We start from the raw sequence: 17,301 nt of genomic DNA on the forward strand, positions 1-17,301 counted from the left end.
AATGCGTGGTACACTTAATTATAATAATATTTTAAGTCAAATAGCGGATATAAAAATTGAAAAGTTATATACGCCATATGTACGTATTTTTTCTCATATCATGATGTGGCTTTTTCTTTCAATTATTCTTTATCTGAATTATTATATTGAGTTTAAGCTATCAATTATCTCTAGTGTTTGCCTTACTGTCCGTGCAATGGTAAATAATGCGATGGTTTTTTATCTATTTTTCTATTGTTTTCCTCGACTTTTTCATTCAAAAAGAACTATAGTTAATATATTATACTTAGTAATAATTTTTTTTATTTGTGTGGTTATTTGGTTGTTTATTAATTATATACAGTTGTTTGTTTTATACAATATAGGGTTTGAGGTCAATGAATATCCATTTAAAGGAATAATTAAAAAAAATGCACAGCAAGGTATAGGGGGAGTTTTGTCCATTAAAACTATAATAGGAAATATTAATACGGTTATATTTTCATTTATACCTCCTTTTTTTGTAAAAATTCTTTTTGACACTATAAAGTTATATAGGGAATCTTTAAGCTTTCAGAAACAGAAGTTAGATCTTGAAATTCAAAATATTAATATTGAAAAAGAGTTTTTAAAAGCACAACTTAACCCCCATTTTCTCTTCAATACTTTGAATAATTTATATGGTTTGGTGGTAAAACAAGATAGTAGAGCCTCTGAGGTAGTGTTAAATTTGTCAGATATTATGGCTTATACTCTTTATGAATGTAGCTCGGAAAAAGTTATGTTAGATAAGGAATTAGAATTTATTGAAAACTATTTTAATCTTGAGAAATTACGTCATCCTACTGATAGAGAAATTACATTAGAAATTTATAGAAAAGAAGACATTTCAGGATTATATATAGCTCCACTTATTACATTTACTTTTATAGAAAATGCATTTAAATATGGCTTGAAGAGTAGAAAAAAATCTTTTTTAAAAATTAATATTAAAATTGATAATAAAAAATTTCTTTTTTCTTTAAAAAATGATAAAAGTGGTAACAATAATGATAAAAAATATACTAATATAGGAGGTATAGGTCTTGAAAATGTAAAAAAGAGGTTACAGCTTCTTTATCCAGATAGCCATTTGTTAGAAATAGAAGAAACCTATGAGTCATTTAATGTTTATTTAGAAATAGTATTATAATATGGATGAAAAGATAAGTTGTTTGGTATTAGATGATGAACCGCTTGGGAGGACAATTATTGAAAATTTTGTTAAACAGGTACCCTTTTTAGAACTATCGGCTTCTTTTGATGATGCTTTGGAAGCCATAACATTTTTACAAAAAAACCAAGTTGAAATAATTTTTAGTGACATAGAGATGCCAAGAATAAATGGTATAGAATTAATTAATTTATTAGATAATCCTCCCATTATTATTTTTATTACTGCACATCGCGATTTTGCATTAGAAGGCTTTAATACAGGGGCTGTGGATTACTTAGTAAAACCAGTTCGTTTTGAAAGGTTTTTAAAAGCTGTAACGCGTGCAAGAAATTACATTACAAAGAAACATTTAAAAGAAGAAGAGCCTAAAGAAAAACAGGATAGAATTTTCATAAAAACAGAAGGTAAATTAGTTAAAATTTTATACGATGAAATAATTTATATAGAAGCACAAGGTGATTATTTAAAAATTGTAACAAAAGCCGGTTCATATACTACACTCGCAACATTGAAATCTATGGAGAATGCTTTAGTAAAAACAAAACTTATTAAAGTTCAGAGATCTTTTATAATAAATACCTCTTTTGTAAGAGCGATTAATGGTAATATGATTGAATTGGATAACGGGAAATCAATATCTATTTCAGTGAATAAAAAAGAAGAACTTTTTAGGTTTTTAGGGCTAAAACAATAAAGTATTTATTAGCCAGCAATGCATTACTTATAGAAAGGCTCAATAATATATGTAAATAAAACATTTTTTTAGAAAAATTTGCAGGAGATGAACTTTATTTTGAGGATAATTACCCAATGCTAGTGTTTTTTGATTTAGATTCTTTATCAGACTATCTTGATTTGCCTGTTTGTTGTAATATGTTTGCAAGTGTTTGTCAATTAGCTACGCTAGACCACTTCGTTAGGTTTCTTTAAATAACTTCGTAGGTTTGAACGAGATTGTTTTATGCATTTATAGACTGTAAGTCAAAATAATCTTTACTCTTTTTAATTTCTAAGCATACAACAAGTTTCTAACTATCTAATATTTGCATTATCTTCTCCACAGAATTGGTAAGGCTGAATGGCATTTGGTAATCTTTTAGTTTTTCTTGATAGGTTTGGAAATGCTGTAGGTTGGTAAGTGCTTTTTTCATTCCCTGGTAAATGCCTTCTTCCGAATTGTCTACCACAAGCCCCAACTCTCCGTCCAAAAGCATTTCTCTAACCCCAGAAACATCTGTTGCAATAATATTCTTTCTCAAAGTAATCGCTTCAAACAACACGGTAGGATAGCCCTCGTACCGCGAACTTAGAATATAGAAATCGGCATTTTTGAAATATGGATACGGATTATCTGTAAATCCTAACATCTCTGCCGTGCTATCTACCCCAAGTTCTGTCTTAAGTTTTTGGATATTATCAAAATCATAACCATCTCCTAAAATTTGTACACGATGTGGCAAACCTTCGTCCAAAAGTCTTTTGTGTACTTTGAGAAGTCTATCAAATCCCTTTTGAGGAAACACCGTACCCACGGATACAAAAGTTGGAAGCACTGGTTTGGGTAACTCTTCTACCTTGCTTTTATTAAGAATTTCCTGTGTATCTAGCGGATTGTAAATCCTAACAATTTTATTTTTTTCTGTCTCATTCTGGGCTAGACCGTCAAAATCTTTCTGAATATGCTCGGATATGACCATAATCTTATCATATCCAAAAAACTTTCTAATTTCATCATCGGTATAGTTGTGAAACTCGGTCTTTCTTAAATCGTTGTGTATCCAAATGATTTTCTTAGACTGTTTCAAGGGCGAATTTAGTACCTCATCTCTAAAACCATGTATGGCGGCTAATTCTACATCGTAATTTTTGCCTTTGAGAATAAAATGATAAAGTAGTTTTGGAAATTTCTTTAGTATTCCTTGATAAATGACTCTAAACGCTTTTTGAGGGATATCCTGCAAACGATTAGTGGTTATCATTTCCCCTTTGTTTAGATACAAAACATTAACCCAGCTAGGAACTTCTGATAGATATTTCCCCGAGTATAGATTGAGTAATAAATCTACCTCGTACTTATCTGGTGGAAGGTTTTTAAGGAAGGTTACTAATATACGTTCAGCCCCACCGTGCCTCAACGAACCTATACGAATGAGAAGTTTCTTTTTTTGCATTTTCATCTTTTCACTGGTTTATATACATAAGGAAGATTTTTTGCAATATACTTTTCTAATTCTTTACGATTTTTTTCTAATTCTCGAGGATATATAATATTATTTTCTATTGCTTTATCTCCATATTCTTCAATACTGCATATATATTTCGCGGGAACTCCTGCATATACAGAATTATTAGGAACGGAACTATTCAAAACAGAACCAGCCCCTAAAATACAATTATCCCCCATAGAGGCTCCTGGTAAAATAGTACAATTATTCCCTATAAAACAATTTTTTCCTATTTTAATTCTTCCGAAATTTCTTACATCTTTATACTTCTCCATAGAGCGAATTACATACATTGCTCCATCATGATTAATAAAAGTGCAATTTGCGGTAATTTTTGTATTATCTCCTATTTCTATAAGAAATGGCTCTGAACCAAATTTTGGTGCCTCTATAAATTGTACATTTTTACCAACTTTTAATCCTCTATGTTTACACACCTCTATGTATATGTAATCTACCAAATTTTGAAAACTGGTATAAATCTTCAATATTGCCCTATATATATATATCATGCGTTTGCCAAATTAATTATTATTTTTTCTACAGTATCAAATATTGCTTGGTTATCAAATTGATTATCAATATCTTGAAGATTGTATTCTATTTGTTTTACTAATTCTTTGTCTTGCAAAAATGCTAACATTGCTTGACATAAGTCATCTGCCCCATATTCGCATAAAAAACCTGTTTCTTTATGCTTTATCATTTCTGGTATTCCTCCAACATTAGTAGCTATAATAGGCTTTTTCAGCAATAAAGTTTCTGCAATTATCAATGGCCACCCTTCTGATTCTGATGGCATTATGAAATAATCTGCAGTTTTTACATACGGATATGGATTCATTTTTGCACCTAATAATAAAAAAGTATCCTCTAAGTGTAATTCTTTAATTTTTACTCTTAAATTTTCTTCTTCCTCTCCATTCCCTATTACCCATATTTTATGGTTAAAACCTAGGTTTAATAACTTTTTATGTGCATCTATTAAAGTGTGATAACCTTTTCTAGAATGAAGCCTTCCTATAGAAACAAAAGTAGGTAACTTCTCTCTTTCTATATTTTCTTTATTAGATTTTTCTCTTATTTCCTCAATAGGTATGGCATTTAATATTACTTTATTGGGCGGTAATTTAACATTAGGATATGTTTGCTCAAATATATCTTGTGCCTGTTGCGAACCAAAAATAAAATAATCAAACTGTTCTATTTCTTTAAGTAATTTAGGTACTATAGGCTGAAGTTTAGAAAATGTAATGTCCGAATGAAACCAACCTATTTTTTTGGACTTCTTATTGGAGGAATTGAGAACATCTTCAAACATCGTATAACCTGTAGCTATTTCTACATCTGCATTATTATTCAATATAAACTTATTGGGAATAATAGGGAGTTTTCTAAAAAGGAACAATTTAACCCCTCTAGCTACTAGGAATATTTTATTCAAAATACTACCCTTAGGAAAATCCTCCTTACCTCCTGCTAAAAAACTTACTTTAACTCCTTTAGGTAAAGCATCTCTTAACTCACCTTGATATAAATTTATCCCAACAGACAATTCAAATTTCTCTCTATCTAAATTATTAAGCATACTTAATAATACCTTTTCTACCCCTCCCATCTCCATGGAACGATGCCTAAATAATACTTTTATTTTTTGTGATTTATCCATAATTCTCAGCAAAGATAAAGAAAGTAATTCTGTTTTTTCTGAATAGATTAAAGATACTCTTTGTGTATTTACAAAATAATAAATAAATTTACACTCTAATGAATCTTAAAAAGTAGCTTTATCAGAATGAATGTACTCATTAAAAACGCCCAAGTCGTTAATGAAAACCAAATTTTTCAATCGGATATTCTTATAGAGAATAGTTTTATCACAAAGATAGCCCCCTCAATATCAGAAACCGAAGCCTACCAAATCATAGACGCTAAAGGGCTACATCTTCTACCTGGGGTAATAGACGACCAAGTCCACTTTAGAGAGCCAGGGCTTACCCACAAAGGAACTATTGAAACTGAAAGCCGTGCTGCCGTTGCTGGAGGCGTTACGAGTTTTATAGAACAACCCAACACCGTTCCTAATGCGATTACACAAGAACTTTTAGAAAATAAATATCAGATAGCTTCGCAAACTTCTCACGCCAACTACTCTTTTTCTATGGGTGGAACCAATGACAATTTAGACGAAGTCCTAAAAACTAACCCTAGAAATGTAGCTGCAATAAAACTTTTCTTAGGTTCTTCCACAGGAAATATGTTGGTGGATAATCCAGAAATTTTAGAGGAGATTTTCTCTAAAGTTAAAATGCCTATTTGTGTGCATTGCGAAGACGAAACTACCATTCGTAAAAATACAGAAGACTACAAAACCAAATTTGGCGATGATATTCCTGTAAAATACCATCACCTCATCAGGAGCGAAGAGGCTTGTTTTATTTCTTCGGCTAAAGCCATAGAACTCGCTCAAAAAACAGGTGCAAGACTACATATTTACCATTTATCAACCACTAAAGAAACGGTGCTATTTGACAACCATATACCACTAAAAAACAAAAAGATAACCGCAGAAGTTTGTGTGCATCACCTTCATTTTACCAACGAAGACTATGAAACTAAAGGTAGCCTTATCAAATGGAATCCTGCCGTTAAAACTCAACAAGATAAAGACGGCCTATGGAAAGCACTACTTGATGGTAGAATAGATGTTATAGCAACAGACCACGCCCCACACACCTTAGACGAAAAACAAAAACCTTACACACAATGTCCTTCGGGAGCACCTCTTGTGCAACACTCTTTACAAACGATGTTAGAGTACCACAAAAAAGGAAAGGTAAGTCTAGAAACCATTGTGGAAAAGATGTGCCACAATCCAGCCATCATTTTCCAAATAGAAAAGAGAGGCTTTATAAGAGAGGGTTATAAAGCAGATTTGGTGTTGGTAGATTTAAACGCCGAACAAACAGTTTCCAAAGAAAATATACTTTACCATTGTGGCTGGAGTCCATTAGAAGGCGAAACCTTTCATTCCAAAATCACGCATACTTTTGTTAATGGGCATTTGGCTTATCACAATGGAGAAGTTTCCTCTACTAAACACGGAGAAAGGCTCTTATTTGATAGAAACTAAACTTTAATAAAAAAACAATAAAACTAAATTATTCATTATGAGATTGAAAAAATCATTTATCCTTTTGATGCTTTTCCTATCGTTAGGGGTATTTGCCCAAAATCACGAATGGAAAAGTGCTTCGTCTGCTGGATACGACTACAAGTATGTTACCAGCGACCCAATGAAAGCCCGTTTCTACACCCTAAAAAACGGACTGACGGTAATTCTTAGCCCTACGCCTAAAGACCCTAGAATCCAATGCTACATTGCGATAAAAGCGGGAAGTAAAACAGACCCTGCTACTAACACAGGTCTAGCTCATTACCTAGAGCATATGATGTTTAAAGGTACTGATAAATACGGCTCGTTAGATTGGGCAAAAGAAAAAGTAGAGCTTGACAAAATAGATGCTTTGTACGAACAGTACAATAAAACAACCGATGAGGTTAAAAGAAAAGCTATCTACCAAAAAATAGACTCTATTTCTGGAGTAGCTGCCAAGTTTGCCATTGCCAACGAGTACGACAAAATGATGTCTGCTATGGGAGCTCAAAACACGAATGCCTTTACGAGTTTTGAACAGACGGTTTACACAGATGATGTACCTAGCAGTTCATTAGACAAATATTTAAAGGTACAGGCAGAAAGATTTAGAAATCCTATTTTAAGGATATTCCATACCGAGCTAGAAGCTGTGTACGAAGAGAAAAACCGAAGTCTAGACAGCGATGGCGATAAAGTTTTTGAAACTCTTTTCGCTAACTTGTTTAAAAACCATAACTACGGTAAACAAACAACTATCGGTACCGTGGAACATCTTAAAAACCCTTCTTTAGTAGAGATTAGAAAATATTTTAACACTTACTATGTGCCTAACAATATGGGCATCATTATGTCGGGAGATTTTAACCCAGACGAAGTGATTAAGAAAATAGACCAAAGTTTTGGTCATATGAAATACAGCCCTGTGCCTAAATACACTTTCTCTCCAGAAACACCTACCAATCAACCTATTATTAAAGAGATTGTAGGTCCTGATGCAGAAGGACTTACTATGGGATTCCGTCTTCCAGGTAATAAAGACAAAGATGTTCTGTTAGCTGATTTGGTAGGACAGATTTTAACTAATGGTAAAGCAGGACTACTAGACCTCAACCTTGTGAAAAAACAAAAGCTTCTTTCCGCAGGAGCGTTCTCTTTTTTGCTTATAGACCACGGTGTACTTTACATTAGTGCTAAACCTACCTCTGGACAATCTTTAGAAGAAGTAAAAGATTTGGTACTTAACGAAATTGACAACCTGAAAAAAGGAAACTTTGATGAGCAGCTCATCACTTCTATCGTAAATAATATGAAGAAGATGAAAATCAAAGATTCTGAAAACTATGGCGACCGTGCTAGTGTTCTAATGGACGCCTTCACTTCCGAATTAGACTGGAAAGACCAAGTGGCTTATGTTAACAACCTTTCTAAAATCACAAAACAGCAAGTGGTAGATTTCGCTAACAAATATTTAGGGAACAACTATGTTGCAGTACTCAAAAGAAAAGGAGAAAAATCTGAAAGCATCAAGATAGAAAAACCTGAAATCACTCCAGTAGAAACCAATGCTGATAAACAAAGTGATTTTGTAAAGATGGTTGCTTCTATGCCGAGCAATAGTTCTAAACCTGTATTTTTAGACTATAACAAAGACCTTAAAAAGTCTAAACTTGCACAAGCAGAAGTGCTTTATGTGCCTAACCAAGACAATAGTCTTTTCAGATTGATGTATCGTTATAAGATAGGAAGTCTTAACGATTTAAAGCAATCTATCGCTTCACAATACATTCAGTTTTTAGGAACAGATAAGAAATCTTCCGAAGCTATTTCTAAAGAGTTTTACAAAATCGCTAGTAGCTTTAAAGTATCTACAGGAGAGGAATATACTACCGTCACAATAGAAGGTTTACAAGAAAACTTCGACCAAGCCGTGAGCCTATACGAAGATTTAGTTCTTAACGCTAAACCTGATGAAATTGCCCTTACCAACCTAAAAGCTAGGCTTATGAAAGGTAGAAAAGATGCTAAACTTAACAAAAATGCTATCTTACAAGGGCTTACTAGCTATGCGACTTATGGAGCGGACAACAAATTCAACTATGTGCTTTCAGACGATGAACTTAACAAAATCACCGCTGATGAACTTGTGGCGAGAATTAAACAACTCAACAACTACGAGCAGACCATTATTTACTACGGTCCTGAAAAACTAAATGTACTTGTAAACAAATTGAGTAAACTCCACAAGATGCCAAGCACTTTGGCAAAACCAACCCCTGCGAAGGTATTTACACAAGTAAAACAGGATAGAAATCAAGTTTTATTTGCTGATTATGATATGGTTCAAGCTGAAACTAGATGGATTAGAAATACAGGCCTCTACGACCCTAACAAAACCGCATTAGTAAAGGTATTCAATAATTACTTTGGTGGTGGTATGGGTGCCATTGTGTTCCAAACCATTAGAGAGAGTAAAGCTTTAGCTTACAGCACCTTTGCTTACTATATCCAGCCAAGCAAAAAAGAAGAAAAGTACACTTTATTAGGATATGTAGGTAGCCAATCGGACAAGTTTAATGAAGCAACTGCTTCTATGAACGAGCTACTTAACAAGCTCCCAGAACTTCCAGAAAACCTTAACCTAGCTAAAGGACAAACCAAAAAAGACATAGAAACCGAACGCATTACACAAGACGGTATCATCTTGAATTATTTGGAAGCTCAGAGACTAGGCTTAAAAGAGGATATTAGAAAAGTTATCTACCAAACTGTTGATAAAATCAGCTTTGCAGATTTAAAAAATTTCCATCAAAATTATCTTGCTAACCAACCTTACATCTACGCTATTGTAGCATCTAAAGATAAGGTTAAAGAAGAAGATATGAAGAAATTAGGCGAACTTAAAAAGCTAAGTTTGGAAGAAATCTTCGGATACTAACCAATCCTCTCAAAGTAAAAGAAGTCGAAACATAATTGTTTCGGCTTTTTTTGTCCTTTACTCTAAAAGATTTTATTTAACTTTAGACCTAAATTAATTCAAAATGAACTATACAGATTCTATGCTCAAAGAGAATGCTCTTAAAGATAAAGTAGCCATTGTAACAGGTGGCGGTAGCGGATTGGGGAAAGCTATGTCAAAATATTTCTTGGAACTAGGGGCTAAAGTGGTCATTACTTCTAGAGATTTAGACAAACTAAAAAACACAGCTACAGAACTAGAAAACGCCACTGGCGGTACAGCATTACCACTCGCTTGTGATGTCAGAAATTATGATGAAGTGGAAGCAATGAAAGCAGAAACCCTAAAAACTTTTGGAAAGATAGATATTTTAGTAAATAATGCTGCGGGGAACTTTATCTCGCCTACCGAAAGGCTATCTGCCAACGCCTTTGATGTCATTATTGATATTGTACTAAAAGGAACTAAAAACTGTACTCTATCTATTGGCAAGCATTGGATTGAAGAAAAACAAAAAGGAACTGTACTTAATATTGTTACCACTTATTCTTGGACAGGCTCTGGCTATGTAGTACCTTCGGCTTGTGCGAAAGCAGGTGTATTGGCAATGACAAGAAGCCTTGCCGTGGAATGGGCAAAGTACGGCATTAGATTTAATGCGATAGCCCCGGGACCTTTCCCTACCAAAGGAGCATGGGAACGCTTACTCCCAGGAGACCTTGCTGAGAAGTTTGATATGAGAAAAAAAGTTCCTCTAAGAAGAGTTGGCGAACACCAAGAGTTGGCAAACCTTGCGGCTTATTTGGTTTCTGATTTTTCGGCTTACATCAATGGAGAAGTAATTACCATAGACGGTGGCGAATGGCTACAAGGTGCTGGGGAATTTAATATGTTAGAACAAATCCCTGCCGAAATGTGGGACGCCCTAGAAATGATGATAAAGGCGAAAAAAGGCAGTTAGCGCTAACCTTTTTACAATAATAAATCCCCTCCAAATGGATTAAATTAAAATTTTTAAATAAAATAAGAAAATATGTCTTTTTTTATTGGTTTTGTAAATATAAAATAGGAAATTTTGTCTTGATTTTTGGTGTTTTTTATGATAGAACGCTTTTTGTTAACCTCAGAGTGTAAAAAATGAAGTTTAAACAAAAATCACATATATCATTATGAATTTAAATCAGTTTACAGTAAAATCACAAGAGGTGATTCAGAAAGCACAGCAGTTAGCTATGGCGTTCGGACACCAAAGCATAGAACCTCAACATATTTTGGAGGGTATTTTTGAAAGCGATGATACCATTTCTAGCTTTCTACTAAAAAAATCAGAAGCAGATGCTACTCTCATTAGAGAGCGTAATAGGCAGAATTTAGAAACTCTTCCTAAGGTAGAAGGTGGTAGTTTGTATCTTTCCCAAGCAGGTAATAGAGTGCTTTTGGAGGCACCCAACTTAGCTAAAAAAATGGGAGACGAATATGTTACCATAGAGCACCTTTGGTTGGCTTTAATAGAGGTTTCGTCTTCGGTATCTTCTTTACTTAAAGATATGGGAGTTACCAAGGCTTTGCTAGAAGTAGGAATAAAAGAGCTTAGGAAAGGGAGTAAGGCTACTTCGGCGAGTTCGGAGGAAACTTACCAAAGTTTGAGCAAGTACGCTAAGAATTTTAACGAGCTTGCTGCGGAGGGTAAACTAGACCCTGTGATTGGTAGAGATGAGGAAATTCGCCGTGTGTTGCAAATTCTTTCTAGGAGAACCAAAAACAATCCTATTCTTATAGGAGAGCCTGGGGTTGGTAAAACCGCTATTGCTGAAGGGATTGCACACAGGATTATTTCGGGAGATGTACCAGAAAACCTAATGGATAAAACGCTTTATTCCTTAGATATGGGGGCGTTGGTTGCAGGGGCTAAGTATAAAGGAGAGTTTGAAGAGCGTCTGAAATCTGTGGTTAATGAAGTAACAAAGTCAGATGGACAAATCATTCTTTTTATAGATGAAATACACACTTTAGTAGGTGCTGGAGGGGGAGAAGGAGCCATGGATGCAGCTAATATCCTAAAACCAGCTTTGGCTAGAGGAGAGCTTAGAGCCATAGGAGCAACGACACTTAACGAGTATCAAAAATATTTTGAAAAAGATAAAGCATTGGAGCGTCGTTTCCAAAAAGTGATGGTGGAAGAACCAGATACGGAGTCGGCAATTTCTATCTTGAGAGGGATTAAGGATAAGTACGAGTTTCATCATAAAATCAGGATTAAAGATGAAGCTATTATCGCTGCAGTGGAAATGTCTCAGCGTTATATATCAGACCGTTTTCTTCCAGACAAAGCTATTGACTTGATAGATGAGGCTTCTTCTAAACTAAGAATGGAAATCAACTCTAAACCTGAAGAGTTGGATATTCTAGATAGAAAATTGATGCAGCTAGAGATAGAACTTGCTGCAATTTCTAGAGAAGGTAATCAAACTAAAATAGACCACCTTAAAGAGGATATAGCTAAGGTCACCGAGGAAAGAAACGAAATCAATGCCAAGTGGCTACAAGAAAAACAAAAGTCTGAAGATTTAACTCAGATTAAAAAAGACATCGAGGCGTTGAAGCTAGAAGCGGAAAGGGCTCAAAGATTAGGCGACTATGCTAAGGTTTCAGAAATTCAGTATGGTAAATTAAGGGAAAAGGAAGAGGATCTTCGTAAAATAGAACTCCTGATGCAGAATAACCAAAATGAACTTATTAAAGAAGAGGTAACGGCAGAGCATATTTCCGAAGTTATTTCTAAATGGACAGGGATTCCTGTAACTAAGTTACTCCAAAGCGAGAGAGAAAAATTACTTCACCTAGAAGACGAACTTCACAAAAGAGTAGTGGGGCAAGAGGAAGCTATAGAAGCGGTAGCTAACGCTATCAGAAGAAACCGTGCAGGGCTTAATGATGAGAAAAAACCAATTGGCTCATTCCTGTTTTTAGGAACTACGGGAGTAGGTAAAACCGAATTGGCAAAAGCATTAGCAGAGTTTTTATTTGATGATGAAAATAATATGACTCGTATTGATATGAGTGAATATCAGGAGCGCCATTCGGTGTCTAGATTGGTGGGAGCTCCTCCAGGATATGTAGGCTACGATGAGGGCGGACAACTTACGGAAGCAGTAAGAAGAAGACCTTATTCGGTAGTGCTTTTAGACGAGATAGAAAAGGCTCACCCTGATGTATTCAATACCTTATTGCAGGTATTAGATGACGGAAGGCTCACGGATAATAAAGGTCGTGTTGTTAATTTCAAAAACACCATCGTGATTATGACTTCTAACTTGGGTTCTCATATTATTCAAGAAAATTTTGAAGGGCTTACAGAAGAAAATCAGGAGGAAATAGTTTCTAAAACTAAAGAGGAAGTTTTTGGAGTGCTTAAACAGTCGTTGCGTCCAGAGTTTATCAATAGGATAGATGAGGTGGTGCTCTTCCAACCGCTTAATAAGAAAGAAATAGGTAAGATTATACAATACTTGCTTAGAGGCTTTAATAAGATGTTGGAAAAGAAAAATATCATTTTAACATCTACCGAAGATGCATTAAACTACATTAGAGAGAAAGGTTATGATCCTTCGTTTGGGGCAAGACCGCTCAAGAGATTGTTGCAACAGGAAGTGCTTAACCAGCTTTCTAAAGAAATTCTCGCAGGTAATGTGAATGATGGAGACCGCATTATTCTAGACTACTTTAAAGAGAGTGGATTGGTATTTAGACAAGCAGAGTAGGTAATTAAGAATGTGGTTTATAACAAAGAGAAAAGCTTAGGTATTTAGTTGCCTAAGCTTTTTATTTAGGAATATAGCTGTTGTTCTTAATTTTCGTTTTGCGTATTCATTTTAAGAATAGGGTCTATGTACTCTCTATCGTTGCTTAGACGAGGAACTTTGTTTTGTCCGCCTAGTTTCCCTCTACTTTCCAACCAATCGTAAAACAAGTTGGCTCTAGCAATATGAATCACGGGTTTTTTAAGCGTCATATCGTTATAACGTTTGGCTTCGTAGTCGGAGTTGATGGATTTTAAAGTTTCATCAAATACCTTTTCAAAAATTGCTATATCACTAGGTGCTTGGCTGAACTCTATAACCCACTCGTGAGCCCCACTTTCATTTCCCTTCATAAAGATAGGAGCGGCGGTATAGTCGGTAATCTTAGCAGCAGTTGCTTCACACGCTTTTTGTAAAGCCATTTCGGCATTATCAATCATCAATTCCTCCCCAAAAGCGTTGATGTAATGCTTGGTTCTGCCTGATATTTTGATGCGATAAGGGTCGGTGCTGGTAAATCTCACGGTGTCGCCTATTAAGTAACGCCAAAGCCCTCCATTAGTAGTAATTACCACAGCGTAGTTTTTACCTACTTCTACCTCTTCCAGCGGAATTGCTTTAAGATTGGTCTCGGAAAAATGTTCCATAGGAATAAACTCGTAGAAAATCCCATAATCTAGCATTAGTAACATTTCATCACTATCAGACCTATCTTGAATGCCGAAAAACCCTTCGGAAGCGTTGTAAATTTCGTAATAATTGATGTCTTTCCCTACAAGTTCTTTGTATTGTTCTCTATAAGGCTTAAAACTGATTCCCCCGTGGAAAAACACTTCCAAATTAGGCCAAAGTTCAGAGATGGAACCTTTACCTGTTTCTTTCAAGATGCGTTGTAGTAGCACCATCATCCAGCTAGGCACTCCTGTAAGGCTTCCCACATCTTCTTGCCTTACTTCGGATACGATGGCTTTCAGTTTAGTCTCCCACTCGGACATCAGCGAGGTTTTTTTGCTAGGCGTGGTGGTAATTTCTACCCAAAAAGGCAAATTTTCTATTAAAATCGCCGATAAATCTCCAAACTTAGTATTGAAATCTTCGTAGAGTTCCGAGCTTCCTCCGAGTCTTAAATTTTTATATTGAAATAAAGTATTTTCTGGGTGATTGTTGGCATAGATAGAAACTAAATCTTTCCCTGCTTTGAAGTGACAACCCTCTAGACTTTCATCAGAAATGGGGATAAATTTACTTTTGGCATTAGTGGTTCCAGAAGACTTTGCGAATTTTCTAATGTAGCCATTCCATATCACATCTTTTTCGCCTTTTCTGGCTCTTTCTATGTAAGGCTCAAAATCTTCGTAGGTTACAATGGGAACTTGATTGCAAAAATCCTGATAACTAGAAATATTTTTAAATCCGTATTCTTTTCCGTACACCGTTTCTTCGGCTTTGAAGAGTTGGGAGAAAAGAATGCCTTTTTGTGTTTCTACAGGATACTTAATGAAATTTTGTATCTGGTCTATCCTTTGGCGAATGAACCAATTTACCACTGTATTAAAGAGAGCCTTTGTTGCCATACCGACAAAGATAATACTTTTTCTGTTTTATTCTAAAAACCCCTGCTAAGTTTAGTAGGTTCTTAACGCCGTCGGGCTTAGAGGTCGGAGTATTCTCTGCCATATATAATAACCACTCCATTCTCCGACCTAAGGTTAGGTTTATTTCAAAGCAAAAGGACAGCACCTAAAACTTATGCCTATAAAAATTATTTTTATGCTTATAAAAAAAAATCCGATGCCTATAAGTTTTAGATTTTATAGGCATCAGATTTTAAAGAGTGCTTAGTGGCAGGAGTGCCAACCACCAACTGCCGAGAACGCACGGTTAATCCTTGAGGCAGCGGACGCCGAAGCCGTAAGAACGAATGCTGCTGTAGCCCGCGGTGCTATTGCCGCTATAGAACCATAGGTTCCAAGCGTCGCCGTTGCTGCCCGGCTCGCTGCTCCACAGCCAACCGTAGCTGCCCTGATAGCCGAACGAGCTATAGCTGTTGTTGCGGTGACCACTAGCAGGCAGGCGGAGCTGGGTGTCGCTCCATAGAGTATTACTGTTACTATAACCCGTACGCGTATTGGTCAAGGCCTGGTGAAGGTCTTGCAACTCTGAGTAGGTAGGCGTATGCCAACCCGTAGGACAAGGGTCGTTGTAAGTGGTTAATTGCTCATAAGAACGCCAACCAAGGCTGTTTACAGGCGTACCGGAAGTAGAAGAAGACCAATTGATAAGCTCGTGCCCATCGGCATCCCTACCCCACTGGAATAATGAACCGTAAGCGTGGTGGTCGGTGGCAGAGGTACCTTGCTTCGTAGGATTGAAGACATCTGGCTTATTTACATTGGCGTAGTCCGCACCAAGATTGAGGTTCAGCCACTCTTTCTTATACTGCTTACCATTAACAGGGTAAGTCCCCGTAACCGTAACGGGAGTATAAACAAACTGATGCTCTAATTTTCCATTGGTCTGTACCCCAAACTTCTTATCTGGTATCCCGCCAATGCCCTTTAAGACCAGTTGGTAGCTCTGCCCATTAAGCGTGTAAGGTATGGTGGCTATCTCGTACTCTTCCCCTGGCTGTAACAAACGAACCTGGTATTGGCTATCTGTACCACCCACGACAATAGTAGCATCTAATGAGCCTTTAGCCATAAAATTACCCTGCGGAATGCTGAGCTTCACGGTATTGGTATCTCCGTCTTTCCCTGTAGCGGTAGTTACCTCTTGAGAAGTTACGGCATTGTAAGAACCACTCCCATTTTCGTAAGGGATTTTTACCACCAATTTATTAGTCCCATTATCCAACAACCCTTGTATTGGCGAGGTACCTGCATAAGTGAGCGATACAATATACTCCGTCTTAGGGCTGGTAATAGTGGCAGAACCTAAACCGACTTGGGTTTGTTGGTCGGCTTGGGCGCCGAGTTTGCTAAAGTTAGCCGTCAAAGTGCCTGTTTCGGGCGTACCACCCATCGTATAAGTTAATAATGCCGCTTGACCCGAAGCTAAATTGATGGTGTTAGTTCCCGAGCAATCACCGCCCCCTGTACCCGAAGGCAGTAACTTCCAAGTACAACCAGTAATACTGATATTTGCCGTTCCATTCTGAATGCTTACCGCATCGGCAAACGAAGAATTAATACTAGAAAACGAGTTGTTCTCTAACTTAAATTTAACCTTTTGGCTGTTGTTACTGAAAGGAACTCCCCCAATATAACTCCCCTCAAACCCTTGTGGGCTTACCGCTACGCTTTGGGCTTTGCTGCTCCCTACATCGGGCAAACACGCCCATTGGTGCACGCCTAAATCTAAGCCCAAGTACATTTCTAAGCATTTTTTGTCTGCGTTGTAAATTACCGTACCTACTTCGGCTGCCCCAGAAAATTTCAAACGCTCCTCCGAGGTAAATTTAGGAAATAGCACCCCTTGTGGCTGGGTGTTAGGGAGATTAGTGTTTTTCTTCACCTCTAAGGTGGCTTTGGGGTCATCGGTATTGATGCCCACTTGTGCCTGTAATGCCAGCGGCAGAAACATCGCACAGAATAAAGTTTTTTTCATAATGTTAAAGTTTATAGATGTTAAGTTGTGAAATTGTTAATTGATGATGGTTAAGTTGTTAGGTTGTGAAATTGTAAAATTGTGAAGTTGTAAAAAAGTTTAAAGTTCTGGGGTCGTAGTTCAATAGCTCCGATGATTCCTTGAATATTTGAACTTTAAACCTTAAACTAAAGCTCTTTGAACCTTGAACACTTGAACCTTGAACTAAATGAGCAAACGCCTTTGTAGAGGGCTTTCGCAAGGCACCCCAAAAACACACGTGTTTTTGGAGAAAAACACGCGTGCGGATTTTTTTTTCACGCGTGTTTTTTCCTCCAAACACGCTACATTTTTTCATACTTCAGCGTAGCCAACAT

General features: G+C 36.3%; 12 protein-coding genes. 6 read left to right on the top strand and 6 right to left on the bottom strand.

Features of this window, described 5'->3' with window-relative positions:
* Position 1 precedes the first annotated feature (1 nt).
* Both D1003_RS03100 and D1003_RS03105 read left to right on the top strand, forming a co-directional pair.
* Positions 2–1,171, top strand: coding sequence for a sensor histidine kinase (locus tag D1003_RS03100; protein ID WP_260393299.1), 1,170 nt, complete (start codon positions 2–4; stop codon positions 1,169–1,171).
* A gap of 1 nt (position 1,172) precedes the next feature.
* Complete coding sequence (locus D1003_RS03105; RefSeq protein ID WP_052910389.1) at positions 1,173–1,889, top strand: LytTR family DNA-binding domain-containing protein; 717 nt, start codon at positions 1,173–1,175, stop codon at positions 1,887–1,889.
* A 334-nt stretch (positions 1,890–2,223) separates the two neighbouring features.
* Here D1003_RS03105 and D1003_RS03110 read toward each other — a convergent pair whose 3' ends face one another.
* From D1003_RS03110 to D1003_RS03120, 3 genes are read right to left on the bottom strand one after another with little or no spacing between them, the layout of a single operon-like run.
* Positions 2,224–3,366, bottom strand: a complete 1,143-nt coding sequence (locus D1003_RS03110; protein WP_409347762.1) for a glycosyltransferase — start codon at positions 3,364–3,366, stop codon at positions 2,224–2,226.
* Positions 3,367–3,368: 2 nt separating this feature from the next.
* A complete protein-coding gene (locus D1003_RS03115; protein WP_260393301.1) occupies positions 3,369–3,881 on the bottom strand; it encodes an acyltransferase in 513 nt (170 codons plus the stop codon).
* Between the two features lie 47 nt (positions 3,882–3,928).
* Entirely contained in the window at positions 3,929–5,089 is a 1,161-nt protein-coding gene (locus tag D1003_RS03120; RefSeq protein WP_153935687.1) for a glycosyltransferase, read from the bottom strand.
* Positions 5,090–5,215: 126 nt separating this feature from the next.
* On the opposite strand from D1003_RS03120, the gene D1003_RS03125 reads away from it, so the two are divergent.
* The 4 genes from D1003_RS03125 to clpB all read left to right on the top strand — a co-directional run bounded on the left by D1003_RS03125 (position 5,216) and on the right by clpB (position 13,297).
* The gene (locus D1003_RS03125; protein ID WP_153935688.1) at positions 5,216–6,553 is read left to right on the top strand and encodes a dihydroorotase; all 1,338 of its coding nucleotides are present in this window, start codon (positions 5,216–5,218) and stop codon (positions 6,551–6,553) included.
* A 37-nt stretch (positions 6,554–6,590) separates the two neighbouring features.
* Positions 6,591–9,515, top strand: a complete 2,925-nt coding sequence (locus tag D1003_RS03130) for a pitrilysin family protein (RefSeq protein WP_153935689.1) — start codon at positions 6,591–6,593, stop codon at positions 9,513–9,515.
* A 103-nt stretch (positions 9,516–9,618) separates the two neighbouring features.
* Positions 9,619–10,497 carry an SDR family oxidoreductase gene (locus D1003_RS03135; protein WP_153935690.1) on the top strand — a complete coding sequence of 293 codons (879 nt, stop codon included), beginning with the start codon at positions 9,619–9,621 and terminating at the stop codon, positions 10,495–10,497.
* Positions 10,498–10,705: 208 nt separating this feature from the next.
* A complete protein-coding gene (gene clpB, locus D1003_RS03140; RefSeq protein ID WP_153935691.1) occupies positions 10,706–13,297 on the top strand; it encodes an ATP-dependent chaperone ClpB in 2,592 nt (863 codons plus the stop codon).
* 86 nt (positions 13,298–13,383) lie between these two features.
* On the opposite strand, the gene D1003_RS03145 is transcribed toward clpB, so the two are convergent.
* The 3 genes from D1003_RS03145 to D1003_RS03155 form a co-directional block, all read right to left on the bottom strand.
* Complete coding sequence (locus tag D1003_RS03145; RefSeq protein ID WP_153935692.1) at positions 13,384–14,910, bottom strand: GH3 auxin-responsive promoter family protein; 1,527 nt, start codon at positions 14,908–14,910, stop codon at positions 13,384–13,386.
* On the bottom strand, positions 14,888–15,031 hold the full coding sequence (locus D1003_RS03150; RefSeq protein ID WP_153935693.1) for a hypothetical protein: 144 nt from the start codon (positions 15,029–15,031) through the stop codon (positions 14,888–14,890). Before D1003_RS03150 ends, D1003_RS03145 begins: the two co-directional genes overlap by 23 nt.
* Before the next feature lie 186 nt (positions 15,032–15,217).
* A complete protein-coding gene (locus tag D1003_RS03155; protein ID WP_153935694.1) occupies positions 15,218–16,945 on the bottom strand; it encodes an FISUMP domain-containing protein in 1,728 nt (575 codons plus the stop codon).
* Positions 16,946–17,301 lie beyond the last annotated feature (356 nt).

The organism is Riemerella anatipestifer (assembly GCF_009663465.1).
Lineage (GTDB): Bacteria > Bacteroidota > Bacteroidia > Flavobacteriales > Weeksellaceae > Riemerella > Riemerella anatipestifer_C.

What these genes read in the sequence shown, in the direction of transcription:
- D1003_RS03100 (WP_260393299.1), top strand. Translation starts at nt 2, where the DNA reads ATGCGTGGTACACTTAATTATAATAATATTTTAAGTCAAATAGCGGAT.
- D1003_RS03105 (WP_052910389.1), top strand. Translation starts at nt 1,173, where the DNA reads ATGGATGAAAAGATAAGTTGTTTGGTATTAGATGATGAACCGCTTGGG.
- D1003_RS03110 (WP_409347762.1), bottom strand. Translation starts at nt 3,366, where the DNA reads ATGCAAAAAAAGAAACTTCTCATTCGTATAGGTTCGTTGAGGCACGGT.
- D1003_RS03120 (WP_153935687.1), bottom strand. Translation starts at nt 5,089, where the DNA reads ATGGATAAATCACAAAAAATAAAAGTATTATTTAGGCATCGTTCCATG.
- D1003_RS03125 (WP_153935688.1), top strand. Translation starts at nt 5,216, where the DNA reads ATGAATGTACTCATTAAAAACGCCCAAGTCGTTAATGAAAACCAAATT.
- D1003_RS03130 (WP_153935689.1), top strand. Translation starts at nt 6,591, where the DNA reads ATGAGATTGAAAAAATCATTTATCCTTTTGATGCTTTTCCTATCGTTA.
- D1003_RS03135 (WP_153935690.1), top strand. Translation starts at nt 9,619, where the DNA reads ATGAACTATACAGATTCTATGCTCAAAGAGAATGCTCTTAAAGATAAA.
- clpB (WP_153935691.1), top strand. Translation starts at nt 10,706, where the DNA reads ATGAATTTAAATCAGTTTACAGTAAAATCACAAGAGGTGATTCAGAAA.
- D1003_RS03145 (WP_153935692.1), bottom strand. Translation starts at nt 14,910, where the DNA reads ATGGCAACAAAGGCTCTCTTTAATACAGTGGTAAATTGGTTCATTCGC.
- D1003_RS03150 (WP_153935693.1), bottom strand. Translation starts at nt 15,031, where the DNA reads ATGGAGTGGTTATTATATATGGCAGAGAATACTCCGACCTCTAAGCCC.
- D1003_RS03155 (WP_153935694.1), bottom strand. Translation starts at nt 16,945, where the DNA reads ATGAAAAAAACTTTATTCTGTGCGATGTTTCTGCCGCTGGCATTACAG.